The following is an 18806-nucleotide window of genomic DNA, read 5'->3' on the forward strand; positions in this document are numbered from 1 at the left end:
CGCATGCCGTCGCGGAATCATTTGCACTTTAGGAGAAAGCCGGGTGAAGCATAGTGGCGCAAGCGATATTGGAGATGCGGGGAATTACCAAGACGTTCCCGGGCGTCAAAGCGCTGGAGGACGTCAACCTCTCCGTCAAGGAGGGGGAGGTTCACGCCCTTTGCGGGGAAAACGGCGCCGGGAAATCCACTTTGATGAAGGTGCTGAGCGGCGTCTATCCGCACGGCTCTTACGAGGGGGATATCCTGTTCAAGGGCCGGACCTGCGAGTTCAAAGACATCAAGCAAAGCGAGAACCTGGGCATCGTCATCATTCACCAGGAGCTCGCGCTCATTCCGTACTTGTCCATCGCCGAAAACATCTTCCTCGGCAACGAGCAGGCCCGCAGGGGGATCATCGATTGGAACGAAACGGTCGTCCGGACGAAAGAGCTTCTTCGGACGGTCGGCTTGGAAGAAAATCCGAACACGCTCATCACGAACCTCGGCGTCGGCAAACAGCAGCTCGTCGAAATCGCCAAGGCCTTGTCCAAAAAAGTGCAGCTTCTCATCTTGGACGAACCTACGGCGGCGCTCAACGAAGAAGACAGCGACAATTTGCTCCGGTTGATCTTGAGATTGAAGGAGCAGGGCATTTCCTCGATCATCATCTCCCACAAGCTGAACGAAATCGCGAAAGTCGCGGATTCCATCACGATCCTGCGGGACGGCAAAACGATCGAAACGCTCGATATGCGCCTTGACGAGGTGACCGAAGACAGAATCATCAAAGGAATGGTCGGGCGGGACTTGTCCCACCGGTATCCTGAGCGGGTTCCGAATATCGGAGAGACGGTCTTCGAGGTGAAGAACTGGACGGTTTACCATCCCCAGCACTTGGACCGGAAAATGATCGACGACGTCCGCTTCCATATCCGGCGCGGGGAAATCGTCGGCATCGCCGGACTCATGGGGGCGGGCCGCACGGAATTGGCCATGAGCTTGTTCGGACGTTCGTACGGAAGCAAAATCAGCGGAGACATTCTTAAAAACGGCAAACCGGTGCAGTTCCGGAACATCCCGGAGGCGATCGGGCACGGCGTGGCGTATGTCACCGAGGACCGGAAAAATTTCGGGCTGGTGCTGATCGACGATATCAAACGGAACATTTCCCTCGCGAACTTGAAGCAAATTTCCCGGAGCTCGGTCGTGAATGATCAAGAGGAAGTCGTCGTGGCCGAGGAGTTCCGCCGAAAAATGAACATCAAAACGCCGAGCGTCCTCCAGAAGACAGGCAATCTAAGCGGCGGCAACCAACAGAAGGTCGTGCTCAGCAAATGGATTTTTTCCCAGCCGGACATTCTCATCCTGGATGAGCCGACCCGGGGCATCGACGTCGGAGCCAAGTTCGAAATCTATTCGATCATCCATCAGTTGGCTGCCGAAGGCAAAGGGATTCTCCTGATTTCCTCGGAGCTGCCCGAAATCCTCGGCATGTGCGACCGGATCTATGTCATGAGCGAAGGACGCATGACCGGCGAAGTCGAGAGACAAGACGCGTCGCAAGAGACGCTGATGAAATACATGACGAAAAGCAAGGGGGAGTGAACCGTGGACGCCATGAAAAACCTGTTCCGAAATAACGTCCGCCAATATGGCATGATCATCGCGCTCGTGGCCATCACGATTTTGTTCCAGATTTTGTCGCACGGCATTTTGCTTAAACCTCTCAACATCACGAATTTGATCCAGCAGAACAGCTACATCCTCGTGCTGGCCATCGGCATGGTTCTCGTGATCATCACCGGGCACATCGATCTGTCGGTCGGTTCCGTGGCCGCTTTCGTCGGCTCGGTGTCCGCCATCATGATGGTCAATCACGGAATGCCGTTCGTCGTCGCGCTCGTCCTCTCCCTGCTTCTCGGGGCATTGGTGGGGGCTTGGCAAGGCTTCTGGATCGCCTATGTCCGCATTCCTTCGTTCATCGTGACGCTTGCGGGCATGCTGCTGTTCCGGGGGCTGACGATGATCGTGCTGGAAGGCAAATCGATCGCTCCGTTTCCGAAGGCGTTCCAGCGGATGAGCAACGGATTTCTGCCGGATATCGGCGGGGGTTCGCTGAATACGTTGACGATCATCATCGGAATCGTGCTGACCGTCATCGTCATCGCGCAGGAGTGGAGATCGCGCAGAACGCAGATGAAGTACGGCTTTGACGATCTTCCGTTTCCGTTGTTCATCGCCAAATTGGCCGCCTATGCAGCCGTCATCAATATTTTCACGTATGTGCTGGCTAAGTATCGGGGCATTCCTTATATCCTGATCATCCTGTTCGTTCTCGTCGTCATTTACTCTTTTATCATGAGAAAAACGGTGATGGGCCGCCACACATACGCGCTCGGCGGAAACGAGAAAGCGGCGAAGCTGTCCGGCGTGAAAACGAAAAAAGTCACGTTCTGGGTGTTCGTCAATATGGGAGCGCTCGCCGCGTTGTCGGGGTTGATCTATGCGGCGCGTTTGAACGCAGCTACTCCGAAGGCGGGAGTGAACTTCGAGCTGGACGCGATCGCGGCGTGCTTCATAGGAGGGGCCTCCGCATCCGGAGGCATCGGGACCGTCATGGGAGCCATCATCGGCGGCCTGGTCATGGGCGTCATGAACAACGGCATGTCGCTGATCGGCCTCGGCATCGATTGGCAGCAAGGAATCAAAGGTCTGGTTCTGCTGCTCGCGGTCGGATTCGATATCTATAATAAAAACAAAACGGCTTGATTCAGCCGTTTCGCGAGGCGCCCTTCCTGCGGGAAGGGCGTTTTTATGTTATTCGGCGGCGTAAGACCGGCTAAGCAGCAAGCGGCGGAATTTGATGAACGAAGCGATTCTCCACGGAAGGAGGTAACCGAACGCGACCGTCATGAACAATGCCATGAGCGCTTGCGGATCCATGCCGGACAACTCCCGGCGAAGGACGAACCGGATGATCAGGATGCCGAGGAAAGCCGCAATGAATCCCCAGTTTTTGCGTGCGTAAATCAGGTTGTCTTCCCTGACCTCGTAATTGGTCGTCCAGATGAGCGGGATCGAGAACAGGATGCCGAGTCCGAAGGCGGCGCCGAATTCCCATGCCGGTACGTTCACATTCGGGTTCAAAATCATCGACAATGCCGGAAGCAAGAAGATGAGTGGGATCAGCAGCCGGGTGCCGTTCCCCCGGATCGGGCGATACATGCTTTTCGTTCTTCTCCACAATACCAATGCCGCAATCAGCGCGATAACTACGTAAATCGAACTTCCGTTCATTTTCCGAACCACCTTGTATCGTTGATGTTTCTATCATAAAGAATGCGGCCGGACCGTCATAGTGACAAACGTAATCAATTCCAGGTGAGATCAATCAAGGTTGTTCCCTTCACAGGAGCAGCCTTGTTGTCGTTTCGCAGCTGCCGGATCGATGGGGTGGGGAGAACGCGAAAGACGCTAGTCCTTCTTGAGGACTAGCGTCTTCTTTGTCGTAGATAGAGTTAACGTCCCGGCCGCTTGAAGTCCATGCGCGCTTGTTCTGCGATCGGCCGCATCGCGCACTCCTCGGCGTGATCGTTGATGAGACCCATCGCCTGCATGAGGGCATACATCGTCGTGGGGCCGACGAATTTAAAGCCTCGCTTTTTCAGCTCTTTCGACAGCGCGATGGAAGCTTCCGAGGTTGACGCGGTTTGCGGTTTGGCGAGCTTGTCTTCGGCAGGCTCATAGCGCCAGAAGAAAGCCGCCAGCGATCCTTCCCGTTGAACCAGCTCTTGCGCACGCCGCGCGTTGTTGATGACGGCCTCGATTTTGCCGCGATGGCGGACGATCCCCGCATCGTGAAGCAGACGCTCGACATCTCGCTCGGTATATTGCGCGATCTTATCGTAATCAAAATGATCGAACGCAGCGCGGAAGTTTTCGCGTTTTTCGAGAATCGTACGCCAGCTGAGGCCGGATTGAAAACCTTCCAGGCTGAGCTTCTCGAATAAGCGGCGGTCGTCCCCGACCGGAAAACCCCATTCGCGATCGTGATAGTCGAGATATTCCGGCGTTGCCGCGCACCATCGGCAGCGCGGCTTGCCGTCGGGACCTGTGAAGGTCATGGACATGGGTATTCTCCTTAAGCTTCCATCTTCTGCGCCGTATAAAGGCGGTAGTATAGACCGCGGCGCGCGATCAACTCGTCATGCGAACCGCTTTCGGCAACGCCTTTGTTCGAGACGTACATGATGCGGTCGCAATTTTTCACGGTGGACAGCCGGTGCGCGATGATGAACGAGGTGCGTCCCTTGAGCAGCTCGTTCAGACCTTGCTGCAGAAGCCGCTCGGTCTTGGCGTCGATCGAGGAGGTGGCTTCGTCCAAGATCAGGATGCGGGGATCGGCGAGAAGCGTCCTCGCGAAGGAAATCAGCTGCCGTTGACCCTGCGAGAGCTTCGAACCCCGCTCGTTCACTTCCGTCAGATAACCTTGCTCGAACTCGCGGATGAACTCGTCGGCGCACACGGTCTTGGCGGCCGCGATCACTTCTTCCTCGGTAGCGTCGAGACGGCCGTACCGGATGTTGTCGAGAATCGTGCCGGAGAAAATGAAGCTGTCCTGCAGCATGATGCCCATCTGGCTGCGCAAGGACTTAAGCGTAACCTGCGAAATGTCGTGGCCGTCGATTAGAATGCGTCCGCCGCTGAGGTCGTAGAAGCGGGAGATTAAGTTGACGACCGTCGTCTTGCCCGCGCCAGTCGGTCCGACCAAGGCGATGCTCTCTCCCGGCATGATGTCGAAAGAGAGGTTTTCCAGAATCGTGTTCCCCGCGTCGTAACCGAAGGTGACGTCGTCGAAGGTCACGTTGCCGCTGATGGCAGGCAGGGCTTTCGCTCCCGGAGCGTCCTTGATCGTCACCGGCTCATCCAGCGTTTCGAAAATCCGCTCCAAATAAGCGACACCGTTAATGAAGCCGTTGTATAGGTTGGACAGGTTCAGAATCGGCTGCCAGAAGCGGGCGGCATAGCTGCTCATGGCGAGAATGACGCCGAAGGTCACGTCCTCGGGACTGAGCGCGAGCAAACCGATGAGATAGATCAGCGTGATGACGACCGTGGCCAAATTATCGACAGTAAACGGGATCAAGGCGTTATAGCGCAGCGCCTTCATCCATTCCGTGCGGAAATTGGCGGCCAGCCGCGTGAAAATGCCCTCGTTGTGCTGCTCGCGGGAGAAAATCTGCGTGACGCCGATGCCGGTGATGCTTTCCTGCGTATAGGCGTTCAGGTTGGAGTTTTTATTGGAAACCGCCTGCCAAGCCCGCCGCTGCTTGTTTTTAATCAACAGCATAATGCCGAGGAAAACGGGAAGACCCGCCAAGGTGATGAACGAGAGCCGAACATCCACGGCGAACATGAATGCGGCGATGAAGATCAGGTTCACGATTTCCAGGATGAAGTTGATGATGCCGTTGGAAAGCACGTCCGATACCGAGTTGACGTAGTTCACGATCCGGATCAGGATTTTGCCTTGCGGACGGTCGTCGTAGTATTTGAAAGGCAACTGCTGTAAGTGTTTAAACAAATCCGTACGAATCTCGAAAATGATTTTTTGCCCGACTTTCGTCATGATTCGGGAGCGAAGCGTCGCCAGAACGACGCTGACCACGATCGTCAAGAGCACCAGCGCCGACCATCCGACCAGCGGCCACTCGGCTTTCGCGGGAATGGTCACGTCGACGGCATGCTGCATGATCAGAGGAGCAGAGAGTCCGATCGCCGCCGACAGCGCGCTGAGAACGAACGCGAGGATCATGGGTTTGCGCTGCCGGTTGATGTACACCATCGCCCGCTTGAAATGCCTGATATCGAAAGGGGACTCCAGGTTTTCGTCAATGTCGAATTTATTACGCGCCATGGGCGGTCACCTGCCTTCCGATGCCTTCGTTCTGAAGCATGAACACTTCATAATAATATCCCCGCTGGGCCAGCAGCTCGGCGTGGGTGCCTTGCTCGACGAGGCGTCCGCCGTCCAGAATGAGGATGCGGTCGGCTTTCGCGGTGGTCGATACGCGCTGGGCGATGATGATCTTCGTGCTTTGAAAATCCAAATCGCGAAGGCTTTGCTGGATGTGCGTCTCCGTTTCGAGATCGACGGCGGACGTCGTATCGTCCAGGATCAGGATCGGACGGCGGACCGCCATAGCGCGCGCCAGAGCGATGCGCTGTTTCTGCCCGCCGGACAGGCCGACTCCGCGTTCGCCGACGATCGTGTCGTAGCCTTCCGGCATTTTCACGATGAAATCATGCGCGGCGGCGAGCCTGGCATAGTGCTGCGTGTCCTCCTCCGGAAGGTCGGGCTCGCCGTAAGCGACGTTCCCGTCGATCGTGTCGGAGAACAGGAGCACGTCCTGCGTCGCGATGCCGATGTTCGCCCGAAGCTCATCCAGCTCCAGTTCCCGAACGTCCACGCCGTCGACCAGCACGCGCCCTTCCGAAACGTCATAGAAACGCGGGATGAGATTGACGATCGTCGTTTTCCCCGATCCGGTGGAGCCCATGATGGCGACGGTTTCGCCCGGTTGAACCGTAAAGCTCACGTCATGCAAGACCGTCGCTTCTTCATATTTGAAGCTGACGCGGTCGAACCGGATGTGACCTTCATATCGGCGCTTGTTCCCGCTCCGGTGCTCGTTGGCGATTTTCGGTTTAGCGTAGTAGATTTCCTGGATTTTCGCCAAGCTGGCGAAGAAACGCTGAAAATCGTTGATGATCATGCCGATGTTCCGCATCGGGTTCGAGACGGCCCAGATCAGGGAAGAGAACGCAGCATATTCGCCGAAGGTGATTCTTCCGTTCATGACGAAAAGGCCGCCAACCAGCATGAGGATCACGTTGAAGGCTTGCGCGAAGGTCTCCAAGAAGGGGAAGTAGTCCAGCCACACCATGGCCGCCGCTTGGTTTGCCTTCGAGAAGTCTGCGTTCTTGGCCGTGAATTTCTCGACCTCGTATTCCTCGCGGGCGAACGCTTTGACGACTCGGTTGCCCGCGATGTTTTCCTGGGTGGTCGAGTTGAGCTGCGAAAGCCGCTGGCGCAGATCCACATACATCGGACGGACCCGCTTGGCGAAGAGGAAGGCCACGACGAAAATCGGAGGCGCCAGAAGGAGCAGCCACAGCGTCAGCTCCGCGTCGATGGCGAAGAAATAGACCACCGCGGCCGCGAAGATCGTGAGAGATTCGATGATCGTCTTGATGATCCACGCAAGCGAGTGCCGAACCATGTCCAAGTCGCCGGTCATTTTCGTCATCAGGTCGCCGGTGCGGTTGCGGTCGTAATATTCCATGTCCTGGCCTTGAATCTTGTTGTAGAGATAAATCCGGACGCGGTAGAGCATGTTTTGCGAAGCCCGTTCGTACTGCATCGTGGTGAAATAGGCAAGTCCGGTACGCAGCAGCGAAAAACCTACCATGCCGACACAGAGCCAGATCAGAAGGCCGCGCTGCTGAACCAAATTCTCTTTCGCGGACCCGCCGGAAATGAAAGTGTCGATCAAGCGCTGGCTTAGGTAGGGATTGATGATCGTGAGAGAGGAACCGATCACGGAGAGACACAGCGCCCAAATATAGCGCGCCCGGTTTCCCTGGAGATTGTTCCACAGCCATTTCAGTTCTAACATGTTCACCTGTCCTTTTAGTCTTGTTGCGAATTGTTCAATATATCGATACTAGCACGTTGCTCCCCGTTTCCCAATATAAAAATCCGCCATATTTATTTAAATTCGAGGATCCGCTAAATCTCTTGAATAGAGAACATGTGTTCGCATATAATAATGGTATATGAGGACCAAACTGAACGATTTGCATCTTGGAGGGTTCCGAATGATGGATCAGCAAGGTAAACGGAAGAGCGAAGTCAAAATCGTCGAATGCTTTCATTGCATGTCCCAGTTTCCCGTACCGATTCAAGCGGGGTGTACCATTTGCCCGACATGCGGTCAGAAATCCTGCTCGGAATGATGGAACACAAAACAAAAACGCAGCCGATTCGGCTGCGTTACTTGTATGTAGAGCTAAATTCTGTTCGCCATTTGCTGTTCGGCGATTAAGACCAACCTTCGGACAATGTTCCCGCCGATCGCGCCGGCTTCCCGAGTGAGCAAATTGCCGTAATATCCGTCTTGAGAAAGCGTGATTCCCAGCTCCTGAGCCACTTCGTACTTGAGCATTTCCAAAGCTCGTTCAGCACCGGGAATAACGAGTCGATTACTCCTTCTGCGGGACATGAGGTTCACCTCTGTTTTTTTCTTATTCTGCTTCCTTGGCTTACCTCTTATACATTCATATGACAATTTCAAGGAGGTATCGGAGATGAAAATCAGCGCGCTCGTACGGAACCGGGAAGGCGAACATCAGGTCAGATTGCGCACGAACGACAATGTCCATACCCTGGAGATTTCCCCCAAGCCGACAGGGTCAGGGTCAAGCGTAAACGGAGGCGAGCTGCTCTTTTTGGCCTTATCCACCTGCTATTGTAATGACATCTATAGAGAAGCGGCGAAAAGGGGCATTCGAATCCAATCCGTGGAAGTGGAGGTAACGGGTGAGTTCGGAGCCGAAGGCGAACCGGCAACGAATGTGCGTTACCGCGCCAAGATTGAAGCGAATGCCAGCGAAGAAGACATCCGTTCGCTTGGCCTTGAGACGGATCGCCTTACCGAGATTCAGAACACTTTACGCGTCGGCACGCGGGTGACGTTGGATGAGATTGACGCCGTATCCGTGTGAAGCGCAGACTCGGTTTTCCGCCTGGCATTCTTGACATTTTATTCCTCATGCTTTACTTTAAACCATATGGTTGAATATAATCCGTATCTCGATGGTCTGTTCAAGTCGCTGGCGGATCCGGTCCGCAGGGATATCCTGCAACGGCTTGTCCATGCACAGCATACCATCAGCCAACTGGCCGCCCAATACGAGATGTCGTTCGCTGCCGTCGCCAAACACCTGAACGTGCTGGAGAAAGCCAAATTGATCATCAAAAGACGAAAAGGAAAGGAGCAGATCGTCAGCATCGCGCCCGAAGCCTTGAAGGACGCCAGTCAGTATCTCGAGCAATTTGAAGCCCTATGGAACTACCGATTCGATGCGTTGGATCAAATTTTGCAGGAGGATGATTAATCGATGAACCGAGCCAAAGTGACGGTCGAACCCGGCACGCAAAACATTGTCGTGGAGCGGATGTTTGATGCTCCCCGCCGCAAAGTGTTTGCCGCCATGACGCAAAAGGATAAGCTCGAGCGCTGGTGGACCGGCCCCGGCTACACCAACCGGGTAACGCAGCTTGACGTGCGCGACGGCGGTTCCTGGCGTTTCGTCCAATCGGACGGACGCGGCGGCGAATTCGGCTTTCACGGCAGTTTCCACATGGTTTCGCCCGAGATGACGATTCAAACCTTCGAATTCGAAGGCCTCGGCGAGCGCGGCCACGTTTCCCTTCAGAAAACGGTACTAATCGAAACCGAGGAGGGCAAAACGAAACTGATCGCCACTTCAACCTTCATGAGCGTCGAGGACCGGGATGGAATGGTTTCCAGCGGCATGGAGGAAGGCATGCAGCAAACGTATGTCATGCTGGATCGAATATTGAAGGAAATGGACGATTAATTCCGACAGTGATCGCTCCGCCATTCTGCTGCGTCACCCTATAGTAGACGGAACAAAACAACGCGTGCCGAGGCGGTTATGGTACTGCTGAAAATGCAGGCGTATACGAACAAGTAAATAACAAATGTCAGGCTGCTTTGAACAAATTCAAAGAAGTCTTCTTTTTCTCCCGATCATTCAATTTCCGAAGAGTGAGCATTTCGGAGTAGACGACTAATGCAAGGTTTGGATCATTGAGGCCAACACCAAGCCGCGTAAATAACTGTTAGAACAAATCGGTACGCCCAGGGAGTTAAAAAAGAGCCTTCAGCTTCCCATCTATTATGCAGCTTATTTGTTGAGAAGCATGATGAAGCGATGAACAAGTCGCAAACCGAAATCGGGGTGATTTTACTAATTTCGTTTTTTTGTGTGTTCGATTTATAAGAGATAACATAATTTGTAGTACTGGTTGTCCGGAACACCTTTTTTGAATGGGGTGGAACTTGGGATGAAGATGAACCAATACTTAAAGGACAAAGTTAAAAACAAAAAAGTGATCGGGCGTGGTGGAACTCGTATTGCCTATGATTTAGATGATGGCTATGTACTTAAAGTGGCGAGATCAACTAAAGGTATAAAATGCAATATGATGGAAGTCCGCTTATCCCAATATAAACCGATTAGGGGCTATCTTGCTGAAATAATTGACCACGACAGGAAATATCGATGGATTAAAATGAAGAAATATGTACGGAAATTCCCTGTCCATTCACAATTGTATAGATCTAAATTGAAGGAAATCATCGATATTTTTTTCAAACATGGTGTAGTGCCATCTAAAGGAGTCGGTGATTATAAAAAGCCTTTCGCTCCCAATTTGCGATTAAAGAATAATAAAGAAATCGTTGTTATTGACTATGGGGGATTTAAGGATGAAAGAAATTAAAGGAAAGGTGATTGCACGGGGTGCTAGGAGAACGGTATTTGAATTAGACAATGGAAATGTTATGAAAATCCCTGTTTCTAAGTATGGATATAGAAGTAACGCACGAGAAGTAAACGTGTATAAACGATGCGGTAAAAGGCTGAAGCGGCATCTTGGGAAAATTGTTCGCTACGGGGACCGATATGAATATTTGATTATGAAAAAATACGATCGGCGTTTTCCAAAATCGAATCGATTTTTTGAAGAACTTAAACGATTGAAGCGTTTATTTACTGAAAAAGGCATTTATCCATATGATATTGTTTCAAATCGTGGTAAAGCGAATTATCAAAATTTGCGGTTGGACAACGATGGGCGGATTATTATCATTGATTATGGGAATTTCATATTCAAGAAACCCGCCTTAACTCATAAAAAACTGGATGGGTTTAGTCAACCTCAGTGAGATGTTCGTTTACGCTTCCTGCGCGTGTTGCGAGGTGCCTCTTACTTTCATATGCGAATGATAAAACGGACCACTCGTCTTAGGAGCGGTCTGTTTACGATTTTTGGACCGATTTTCATCCCTCGGATTTCCTCATCGACCGAAATATTTTATACTTTCAATACGATGTGTATTTTGCGCTTGTCCAAGCTGCGACTCGCAGAGCGTCGGAGGAGGTGAAAGCCGAATGAATATCAAGGAAATCGCCGATAAGGCCGGCGTCTCCATCGCAACGGTTTCCCATGTGGTGAATAAAACCCGGTACGTCAGCGCGGAATTGACGGAGCGGGTGCTGAAAGTCATCGAGGAAACGGACGGCAAACCGGGTTTTCTTCTTCGCAACAAAAAATCGCTGAAATCCGTCAACATCCTGTGCCTGGCGGATAATATCACGGATTATTTCTGCGTCGACGTGATCAAAGGCTTGAGAGACCGGGCAAGGCTCGACGAGATGCGTGTGGTCGTGCTGCATTCGGACAACATCGGCTTGATTCACGAATACATCCGGCTCGAAAAGCCGGCCGGCGTCGTTTTTCTCATGGGCGGTGCGCGTTCGGAAAGCGAATTCGACAAGATGAAGGAAATCGGCATCCCCGCCGTTTTCGTCGGACAAGCGGACAGCGTAACAGAGAACGGGAATATTGTCTTCGATGCGTTCGAATGCGCGTTTAAGGCAGTCCATCATCTTCTGAAAAGCGGCCATGACCGGGTGGCATTCGTTTATCAGGACAAGGACGGTCCCTGGTTCGATCGCAAACTCCTCGGGTATCGGGAGGCGTTGAACGAGCAAGGTATTCCGTTTGATCCCTCCCTTGTCGTCGCGATGGAAGACTTGTTCGCTTACGGCAAGCACGAGGTGGAGGACATCCTCGCTGACACCAACAGGACAACCGCCATTCTTTGTGCGGACGAGGCGGCGACGACCGGGTGTTTGAAATTCATGGGCAGCCACAACCTCAAATGTCCGGAGGATTTGTCGCTGGTTAGCCTCCATGATTTCCAATGGGGGGATTTGCTGAGCCCGCCGATAACCACGGTATCGTACGATCCTGCTGAAATCGGTCGGAAAAGCTTCGAAAAGCTGATCGCGAAAATCAAACGACTGGGAGAAGACTCCGAGAATACGGTGGTGGAGAGCAAAATCAAAGTGAGGAGCTCGACGCAGACCATCGCCAAAGGCCCTCTCGGCGAAAAGGCGGAAAGTCCGGAACTCTTGCATTTGCAGGCTTCGGAGATGGAGAGCATCAAAACCGGAGAGTATACGGCCGCGATCTCTTTCCATTATTCCGGCACCGCGTGGGCGAGGCTGCACGAAAAAGGAATCAAGGACGTATTTGCCGAAATGGGAATCAAGGTGCTCGTCGTCACCGATGCCCACTTTGACCCGGAACTGCAAAACAAGCAGCACGAAAGCATCCTTTCCATGAAACCGGACATTTTGATCAGCGTTCCCGTTGATGGGGTCATGACCGCTGCCAGTTATCGAACGCTGTTAAACGCCGGAATCAAGCTCGTGTTGATCAACAACGTTCCGGAAGGTTTCGAACGCGGGGACTACGTCACGTGCGTTTCCGTAAACGAACGCGAAAACGGCCAAATCGCGGGAAGATTGTTGGGCGAATACTTAAAAAGATACGACAAGAAAAAAATCGGATTGCTCGTTCACGGCGCTCCTTTCTTCGCCACCCGGCAAAGGGATCAGGCGGTGGAACAGGTGCTGACCGAAGAATTTCCCGACTTGGAAATCGTCGCGGTGCAAAGCTTCCAGAAGGAATCGCGGGCATTCGATGCTTGTTACGAGATGATCAAAAACCACCCGGAGATCGAAGGATTATACGTCTCTTGGGAAGGACCCGCCCTTTCGGCGTTGAACGCGCTGCGGGAATTAAACCGGGAAGAGATCCGCATGGTCACCGCGGACTTGGACAGCGAGGTGGCGTTGAACCTGGCCGCCGGCGGTTCCGTCATCGGAATCAGCGCGCAGCGTCCTTATGACCAGGGGAGAGCGATCGCGCTCGCCGCCGCGAACGCGCTCCTTGGCAGAAGCACCCCGTCCTATATCGGGGTGAGTCCGTACAGAGTCACAAGAGACAATTTGCTGATCGCATGGCAGGAAATTTTGAAAGAACGCGCACCGGCTCAGCTCGCTAGTGCATTGAAGGGCAGCCGGAATCCGTAAATCGCGTAAAAAAGCCGACCTTAGGGTCGGCTTTTTTACGTAAATAAAGAAATATTTCAGTGACATTGCAAGAAAACGAACGTGATATTTTTCTTAATTCCAACTGTTTGTACGAGAACATAAATATTTTGCGTAAATTCATTGACCAAGATAGCGTTTGCATGTTATAAGTTGTCTATAACTCAAATCTGAAAAGAAAAACAGAGGGCATAATCACTAGAATTTACGTAAATTTTTGCAGGGAATGTAAGGTGAACGCATCGTGAAAATGAAGGAAATCGCCCGGAAAGCCGGGGTGTCGATCGCGACCGTATCTCACGTGGTGAATAAAACCCGGTACGTCAGCGATGAATTGACCGAACGGGTGATGAAGGTCATCCAGGAGCTGGACGAAAAACCGGGGTTCCTTTTGCGCAACATGAAAGCGGCTTCAACCGACCGGATCCTATGCGTCATCGAAAACCTTACGGACTATTTTTGCGTGGAGATTCTGAAAGGGGTGAAGTGCCGAGCCGTCCAAGAAGGCCTCCAGGTCGTCGTACTCCAGTCGGATCATCCGGGCGTCGTGCAGGATTACGTGAGATTGGAAAAGCCGAGCGGCATCATCCTGATTACGGACAAACGCCGCAGCGAGCGTATCCGGTCCTCGGACTTCCCCGTTCCCATGGTGATTGTCGGCCACGCGGACCGCATCCCGGAAAGCGGACATCTCTTGATCGACTACCGCGAAAGCGCCTACAAAGGAACGCTTCATCTCATCAAAAGCGGCCATGAAAAAATCGGCTTGATTTACGATCCCGAAAATCCATACGCCCGCCCGCAGATCCTGTCCGGATACCAAGCGGCCTTGCGGGAGCATGAGTTGTCGTTCGATCCGGCACGGGTTCTTGATTGGGAGTCGGACAAAGCGTTCGAAATGGACTCGGTCGGGGACTGGGAGGAAGACGGGCTGACGGCATGGGTGATCGGGAACGAAGTCGCGACTTTCGAGTTCCTGCGTTATTTCACGAAGCGAAACTTCAAAATCCCTGAAGACCTTTCGGTGGTGAGCCTTACGGAACTGGAAGCGAACCGGCTGGTCAATCCCGCGATTACGACGGTTGCCCATGATCCGCATGAACTCGGAAGAATGAGCGTGGAAAAATTGAAACGCAAAATCGCGTCTCAGCCGGACGGCGGGGAGGACGTCGTCGCGCCGTGCAGAATGACCATCCGGCACTCGACGAAGTGCATCGGCCGCGGTCCGCTTGGCGACAAGGCCGAAAGTCCGGAATGTCTCGAGTTGAGCGCCGCCGATATCGAACGGATCAAAGCCGGTTCTTATACGGCGGCGATATCGTTCCACTATGCGGGAACCGCTTGGGCGAGGATGCACGAGAAAGGGATCAAAGACGTTTTTTGGGAGTTGGGAATCAAGGTGCTGGCGGTGACGGACGCGCATTTTAACCCGGATATGCAGATCACGCAGCATGAAAGCATCCTCGCGATGCGGCCGGACATCCTGATCAGCATCCCCGCGGACGAGGCGATGACGTCGCACGGTTACCGGGAAATCGTGAACGCCGGCACCAAGCTGGTGCTCATCAACAACGTGCCGCACGGCTTCGGAAGAGAAGACTATGTCACCTGCGTGTCCGTCAATGAGAGGGAGAACGGACAGGTCGCGGGGAGAATCCTGGGGCAATACTTGACCGACAACGGTAAGAAAAAGGTCGGCATGCTCGTGCACGGGGCCTCGTTCTTCGCCACGAAACAGCGGGACATGGCCGTGGAACAAGTCCTTTCCGAGGAGTTTCCGGAGCTGGAAATCGTGGCGATGGAACCTTTCATCAAGGAAAGCAAAGCCTTCGATACCTGCTACGAGATGATCAAATTGCATCCCGAAATCGAAGGGCTGTACGTTTCCTGGGAAGGTCCGGCGCTCGCGGTATTGAAAGCGCTTCGGGAGTTGGGCCGCGAAGACATCGGCGTGATTACGGCCGATCTGGATACGGAAGTGGCCTATAACATGGCTGCGGGCGGCCCGATCAAAGGCATCAGCGCCCAGCGTCCTTACGATCAGGGAAGAGCCATGGCGTTGTCGGCGGCTAACGCCTTGCTTGGAAGAAGCATTCCTTCCTTCATCGGCGTAAGCCCTGACAAGGTGACTTCGGAAAATCTGCTGGCGAAGTGGCAGGAAATATTGCGGGAACGCGCGCCGGCCGAGCTGGCGCAAATGCTGAAAATCCAAAAACCGACGATTCCGGCAGAGCGTGCGTACGCCGGCCTTTGAAAGGAGGTGAACAAAGATGAAGCTTGGTTACCAGACGAATACATGGGGCGGCGTCGTGGGTCACCCCGCCGGCGTCACCTCGGTAAAGGATTTGTACTACTGGACCCCGGGATCGTTGGAGCAGGCGGTCAAGGAGATCGCGGACGCCGGCTTTGCGGGCATCGAACTGTTTGACGGAAACCTCATGACGTATGAAGACCGTCCCGCCGAATTCCGAAACCTGCTGCAGCAGCATGGCCAAAAACTCGTAGGCGTTTATACCGGCGCGAATTTCATTTTCGCGGATATCTGGAAAGAGGAGCTTTATAAAATCGAAAAGGTGGCCAAACTTGCCGCCGAATGCGGAGCCGAGCATTTGGTCTTGGGAGGAGGAGCGATCCGGGCAACCGGCATCCTCGATTCCGATTTCGAAGCGCTGGCGGAGTCGCTGCAAGGCGCGGCGCAAGTGGCCGATAAGTACGGCCTCGTACCCAGTTACCACCCGCATCTCGGAACCATGGTTCAGGCGCCGGATCAGCTCGACCGCATCATGAAACTGACGAACATTTCCCTCTGCCCGGATACCGCTCATATCGAAGCCGGGGGAGGAGATCCCGTCGCCGTGATCCGCAAATACATCGACCGGATCCGCTACGTTCACTACAAGGATTACGGTTCCGGCAACTTCCTTCCTTTGGGTGAAGGCGGACAGAACTTCGCGGAGATGACGCGGATCCTCCGGGCACACGACTATGACGGTTGGATCACCGTTGAATTGGACAGCCACGACGACCCTTATCGCGGAGCGGTCATCAGCAGAAAGTATCTTCGCGAGCAATGCGATTTCCATTAACCATTTGGGGGGTCATTTTCCGTGAAAAAGCAACTCGCACTTACGATCGTTCTGGTTATGGCGTTAGTCGCCGTTCTGGCGGCTTGCGGCAAGGGCAATAACAACGAATCGAGTCCGTCCAGCTCGGCGGCGGTTTCCGAAAGCGCTTCCCCGTCTGCGCCTGCTTCAGCTTCTGCTTCCGCTTCCGCGTCTCCGAGTGCTTCCAGCGCCGCGGCAGGCGAAGCCCTGACGATCAACCAGGCGCTGCCGGACAAAGAGATTTTGAGCAAAGGCCCGGACGGCGAGGCGGCGGTTTCGGCGAAAACGCTGTCGCTGTCCGCCGACGACATCGAGAAAATCAAGGCGGGCCACTACAAGGCCGCCATCGCCATGCACTATGCCGGCAACGACTGGTCGACGGCGCAAATCAAAGGTCTGCAAGCGGCTTTCGCCAAAATGGGCATCGAAGTGATCGCGACCACCGACGCGAACTTCAAGTCGGAAAAACAAGTGTCCGACATCGAGACGATTCTGTCGAAGAAGCCGGACGTCATCGTCAGTATCCCGGTTGATCCGGTATCGACGGCGGACGCCTACAAGAAGGCCGCTGCGGCCGGCGTGAAACTCGTGTTCATGGACAACAAGCCGAACGGCCTCCAAGCAGGCAAGGATTATGTCAGCGTCGTCTCCGCGGACAACTACGGCAACGGCGTTGAGTCCGCCAACATCATGGCCAAGGCCATCGGCGAATCCGGCGAAATCGGCATGATCTACCATGACGCGGACTTCTTCGTCACGAAGCAAAGAACGGACGCATTCGAAAAAACGATCAAAGAAAAATACCCGAACATCAAACTGATCGACAAAGGCGGCATTACGGGCCCGAACGATGGCGAGAAAGTCGCTTCCGCGCTGCTGACCAAGCATCCGAACCTCAAAGGTCTGTTCGTCGTATGGGACGTTCCGGCGGAAGGCGCTCTCGCAGCCGCACGCTCCGCAGGCCGCAACGATCTGGTCATCACCACGATCGACCTCGGTACGAACGTTGCGCTCGACATCGCGTCCGGCGGCATGATCAAAGGTCTCGGCGCTCAACTGCCGTATGACCAGGGAACGGCGGAAGCCATCCTGGCGGGCTATGCCCTGCTCGGCAAGCAGACTTCTTCGTATTATGCTGTTCCGGCTCTTCCGGTTACGAAAGAGAATATCCTGGATGCTTGGAAAACGGTATACGGCTCCGACGCTCCTTCCTCCATTCAAGACGCAGCCAAAAAATAAAGGAGTGCATGTAACATGCGTAAATTGAACGTAGCGATGATCGGCGGAGGTTTCATGGGCAAGGCGCATTCGCTGGCTTATGCCGGAATGCCGATGTTTTTCTCCCCGGCTCCGGCGATTCCTTACCGTAAAACGGTCGTGGACATTAACGACGAGCTGGCGAAAGCCGCGGCGGACCGTTACGGCTTCGAGTCTTACTCGTCGGACTGGCGGAAAGTCGTGGAAGATCCGGGTGTGGATGTCATCGACATCGTCACGCCGAACAACTCCCATGCCGAGATCGCGATCGCGGCCGCGAAGGCAGGCAAACACATCATTTGCGAAAAGCCGCTGGCCCGGACCGGCGCGGAAGCCAAGCAAATGTGGGATGCCGTTCAGCAAGCCGGCGTCAAGCATATGGTCGCCTTCAACTATCGCCGTACGCCGGCGGTGGCCCTGGCGAAAAAGTACATTGAAGAAGGCGCCATCGGCAAGATCCTGAATTTCCGCGGCACCTATTTGCAGGACTGGTCCGCGGATCCCAGCTCGCCGCTTTCGTGGCGCTTCCGCAAGGACGTCGCCGGTTCGGGCGCTCTGGGAGACACGGGAACGCACGTGATCGATTTCGCGCGTTATCTGGTCGGCGAAATTTCCCAGGTCATGGGCGTGCTCAGCCACTTCATCACGGAACGGCCGGTGCAATCCGGCTCCGTCGATAAATTGGGTACGGTGAAAGCGGGAGCGGACGTCCGCAAAGAACCTGTGGATACGGATGACGAAATGACGACGTTGCTGCGCTTCGAGAACGGCGCGGTCGGCAGCATCGAGGCGACGCGCAACGCGTGGGGCCGCAATAACTATCTCACGTTCGAAATCCATGGCGAAAAGGGTTCGATTTGCTTCAACTACGAGCGTCGCGACGAACTGCAGGTGTGCTTCTCGAACGATCCGGACGACCGCCGCGGTTTCCGCACGATTTACACCGGCCCCGCCCATCCGTACGGGGATGCGCTATGGCCGATTCCGGCGCTTGGCATCGGATACACGGAGACGAAAATCATCGAAGCGCACGATTTCTTCTCCGCCATCGTGAACGATACGGAAGTATCGCCGAACTTCTACGACGGCTATCGAATCTCCGTCATCTCCGACGCGATCATCGAATCCGCCGAGACGGACAAGTGGGTCAAATGCCTGTAAGTTTTTCGTAACAACACGTTTTACCAAA

General features: G+C 54.0%; 17 protein-coding genes. 12 read left to right on the plus strand and 5 right to left on the minus strand.

The window, feature by feature from the left end; all coding sequences use genetic code 11:
- Nucleotides 1-74: 74 nt before the first annotated feature.
- Together mmsA and mmsB are read left to right on the plus strand one after the other, a co-directional pair.
- A complete protein-coding gene (mmsA, locus tag EAV92_RS02810; protein ID WP_123043536.1) occupies nucleotides 75-1586 on the plus strand; it encodes a multiple monosaccharide ABC transporter ATP-binding protein in 1512 nt (503 codons plus the stop codon).
- A 3-nt stretch (nucleotides 1587-1589) separates the two neighbouring features.
- Complete coding sequence (mmsB, locus tag EAV92_RS02815; protein WP_123039668.1) at nucleotides 1590-2750, plus strand: multiple monosaccharide ABC transporter permease; 1161 nt, start codon at nucleotides 1590-1592, stop codon at nucleotides 2748-2750.
- Nucleotides 2751-2798: 48 nt separating this feature from the next.
- Here the strand turns inward: mmsB and EAV92_RS02820 are convergent, their stop codons facing one another.
- The 5 genes from EAV92_RS02820 to EAV92_RS02840 all read right to left on the minus strand — a co-directional run bounded on the left by EAV92_RS02820 (nucleotide 2799) and on the right by EAV92_RS02840 (nucleotide 8266).
- Nucleotides 2799-3278, minus strand: a complete 480-nt coding sequence (locus EAV92_RS02820; RefSeq protein ID WP_123039669.1) for a CcdC family protein — start codon at nucleotides 3276-3278, stop codon at nucleotides 2799-2801.
- A gap of 221 nt (nucleotides 3279-3499) precedes the next feature.
- Nucleotides 3500-4111 carry a DNA-3-methyladenine glycosylase I gene (locus EAV92_RS02825; protein ID WP_123039670.1) on the minus strand — a complete coding sequence of 204 codons (612 nt, stop codon included), beginning with the start codon at nucleotides 4109-4111 and terminating at the stop codon, nucleotides 3500-3502.
- 11 nt (nucleotides 4112-4122) lie between these two features.
- Nucleotides 4123-5898: an ABC transporter ATP-binding protein gene (locus EAV92_RS02830; RefSeq protein ID WP_123039671.1), complete on the minus strand. Its 1776-nt coding sequence runs from the start codon at nucleotides 5896-5898 to the stop codon at nucleotides 4123-4125.
- Nucleotides 5888-7660: an ABC transporter ATP-binding protein gene (locus EAV92_RS02835; RefSeq protein ID WP_123039672.1), complete on the minus strand. Its 1773-nt coding sequence runs from the start codon at nucleotides 7658-7660 to the stop codon at nucleotides 5888-5890. The genes EAV92_RS02830 and EAV92_RS02835 overlap by 11 nt, the downstream gene beginning before the upstream one ends.
- 393 nt (nucleotides 7661-8053) lie before the next feature.
- Nucleotides 8054-8266 carry an alpha/beta-type small acid-soluble spore protein gene (locus tag EAV92_RS02840; RefSeq protein WP_123039673.1) on the minus strand — a complete coding sequence of 71 codons (213 nt, stop codon included), beginning with the start codon at nucleotides 8264-8266 and terminating at the stop codon, nucleotides 8054-8056.
- A gap of 85 nt (nucleotides 8267-8351) precedes the next feature.
- Here EAV92_RS02840 and EAV92_RS02845 point away from each other — a divergent pair, with 85 nt between their 5' ends.
- The 10 genes from EAV92_RS02845 to EAV92_RS02890 all read left to right on the plus strand — a co-directional run bounded on the left by EAV92_RS02845 (nucleotide 8352) and on the right by EAV92_RS02890 (nucleotide 18778).
- A complete protein-coding gene (locus EAV92_RS02845) occupies nucleotides 8352-8768 on the plus strand; it encodes an OsmC family protein (RefSeq protein ID WP_123039674.1) in 417 nt (138 codons plus the stop codon).
- A 66-nt stretch (nucleotides 8769-8834) separates the two neighbouring features.
- The gene (locus EAV92_RS02850) at nucleotides 8835-9161 is read left to right on the plus strand and encodes an ArsR/SmtB family transcription factor (protein ID WP_123039675.1); all 327 of its coding nucleotides are present in this window, start codon (nucleotides 8835-8837) and stop codon (nucleotides 9159-9161) included.
- A gap of 3 nt (nucleotides 9162-9164) precedes the next feature.
- Nucleotides 9165-9647, plus strand: coding sequence for an SRPBCC family protein (locus EAV92_RS02855; RefSeq protein ID WP_123039676.1), 483 nt, complete (start codon nucleotides 9165-9167; stop codon nucleotides 9645-9647).
- 490 nt (nucleotides 9648-10137) lie between these two features.
- Nucleotides 10138-10575 carry a hypothetical protein gene (locus tag EAV92_RS02860; protein ID WP_123039677.1) on the plus strand — a complete coding sequence of 146 codons (438 nt, stop codon included), beginning with the start codon at nucleotides 10138-10140 and terminating at the stop codon, nucleotides 10573-10575.
- Nucleotides 10562-11020: a hypothetical protein gene (locus EAV92_RS02865; protein WP_123039678.1), complete on the plus strand. Its 459-nt coding sequence runs from the start codon at nucleotides 10562-10564 to the stop codon at nucleotides 11018-11020. The genes EAV92_RS02860 and EAV92_RS02865 overlap by 14 nt, the downstream gene beginning before the upstream one ends.
- A gap of 226 nt (nucleotides 11021-11246) precedes the next feature.
- A complete protein-coding gene (locus EAV92_RS02870) occupies nucleotides 11247-13238 on the plus strand; it encodes a LacI family DNA-binding transcriptional regulator (protein ID WP_123039679.1) in 1992 nt (663 codons plus the stop codon).
- Between the two features lie 268 nt (nucleotides 13239-13506).
- On the plus strand, nucleotides 13507-15510 hold the full coding sequence (locus EAV92_RS02875; protein WP_241158523.1) for a LacI family DNA-binding transcriptional regulator: 2004 nt from the start codon (nucleotides 13507-13509) through the stop codon (nucleotides 15508-15510).
- A 16-nt stretch (nucleotides 15511-15526) separates the two neighbouring features.
- Nucleotides 15527-16342, plus strand: a complete 816-nt coding sequence (locus tag EAV92_RS02880; RefSeq protein WP_123039681.1) for a sugar phosphate isomerase/epimerase family protein — start codon at nucleotides 15527-15529, stop codon at nucleotides 16340-16342.
- A 21-nt stretch (nucleotides 16343-16363) separates the two neighbouring features.
- Nucleotides 16364-17599, plus strand: coding sequence for a substrate-binding domain-containing protein (locus EAV92_RS02885; RefSeq protein WP_241158414.1), 1236 nt, complete (start codon nucleotides 16364-16366; stop codon nucleotides 17597-17599).
- A 15-nt stretch (nucleotides 17600-17614) separates the two neighbouring features.
- The gene (locus EAV92_RS02890) at nucleotides 17615-18778 is read left to right on the plus strand and encodes a levoglucosan dehydrogenase (protein WP_123039682.1); all 1164 of its coding nucleotides are present in this window, start codon (nucleotides 17615-17617) and stop codon (nucleotides 18776-18778) included.
- Nucleotides 18779-18806 lie beyond the last annotated feature (28 nt).

This window comes from Cohnella candidum (genome assembly GCF_003713065.1).
GTDB lineage: Bacteria > Bacillota > Bacilli > Paenibacillales > Paenibacillaceae > Cohnella > Cohnella candidum.

What these genes read in the sequence shown, in the direction of transcription:
- EAV92_RS02870 (WP_123039679.1), top strand. Translation starts at nt 11,247, where the DNA reads ATGAATATCAAGGAAATCGCCGATAAGGCCGGCGTCTCCATCGCAACG.
- EAV92_RS02875 (WP_241158523.1), top strand. Translation starts at nt 13,507, where the DNA reads ATGAAGGAAATCGCCCGGAAAGCCGGGGTGTCGATCGCGACCGTATCT.
- EAV92_RS02835 (WP_123039672.1), bottom strand. Translation starts at nt 7,660, where the DNA reads ATGTTAGAACTGAAATGGCTGTGGAACAATCTCCAGGGAAACCGGGCG.
- EAV92_RS02845 (WP_123039674.1), top strand. Translation starts at nt 8,352, where the DNA reads ATGAAAATCAGCGCGCTCGTACGGAACCGGGAAGGCGAACATCAGGTC.
- EAV92_RS02830 (WP_123039671.1), bottom strand. Translation starts at nt 5,898, where the DNA reads ATGGCGCGTAATAAATTCGACATTGACGAAAACCTGGAGTCCCCTTTC.
- EAV92_RS02850 (WP_123039675.1), top strand. Translation starts at nt 8,835, where the DNA reads ATGGTTGAATATAATCCGTATCTCGATGGTCTGTTCAAGTCGCTGGCG.
- EAV92_RS02840 (WP_123039673.1), bottom strand. Translation starts at nt 8,266, where the DNA reads ATGTCCCGCAGAAGGAGTAATCGACTCGTTATTCCCGGTGCTGAACGA.
- EAV92_RS02825 (WP_123039670.1), bottom strand. Translation starts at nt 4,111, where the DNA reads ATGTCCATGACCTTCACAGGTCCCGACGGCAAGCCGCGCTGCCGATGG.
- EAV92_RS02865 (WP_123039678.1), top strand. Translation starts at nt 10,562, where the DNA reads ATGAAAGAAATTAAAGGAAAGGTGATTGCACGGGGTGCTAGGAGAACG.
- EAV92_RS02890 (WP_123039682.1), top strand. Translation starts at nt 17,615, where the DNA reads ATGCGTAAATTGAACGTAGCGATGATCGGCGGAGGTTTCATGGGCAAG.
- EAV92_RS02855 (WP_123039676.1), top strand. Translation starts at nt 9,165, where the DNA reads ATGAACCGAGCCAAAGTGACGGTCGAACCCGGCACGCAAAACATTGTC.
- mmsA (WP_123043536.1), top strand. Translation starts at nt 75, where the DNA reads ATGCGGGGAATTACCAAGACGTTCCCGGGCGTCAAAGCGCTGGAGGAC.
- EAV92_RS02820 (WP_123039669.1), bottom strand. Translation starts at nt 3,278, where the DNA reads ATGAACGGAAGTTCGATTTACGTAGTTATCGCGCTGATTGCGGCATTG.
- EAV92_RS02880 (WP_123039681.1), top strand. Translation starts at nt 15,527, where the DNA reads ATGAAGCTTGGTTACCAGACGAATACATGGGGCGGCGTCGTGGGTCAC.
- EAV92_RS02860 (WP_123039677.1), top strand. Translation starts at nt 10,138, where the DNA reads ATGAAGATGAACCAATACTTAAAGGACAAAGTTAAAAACAAAAAAGTG.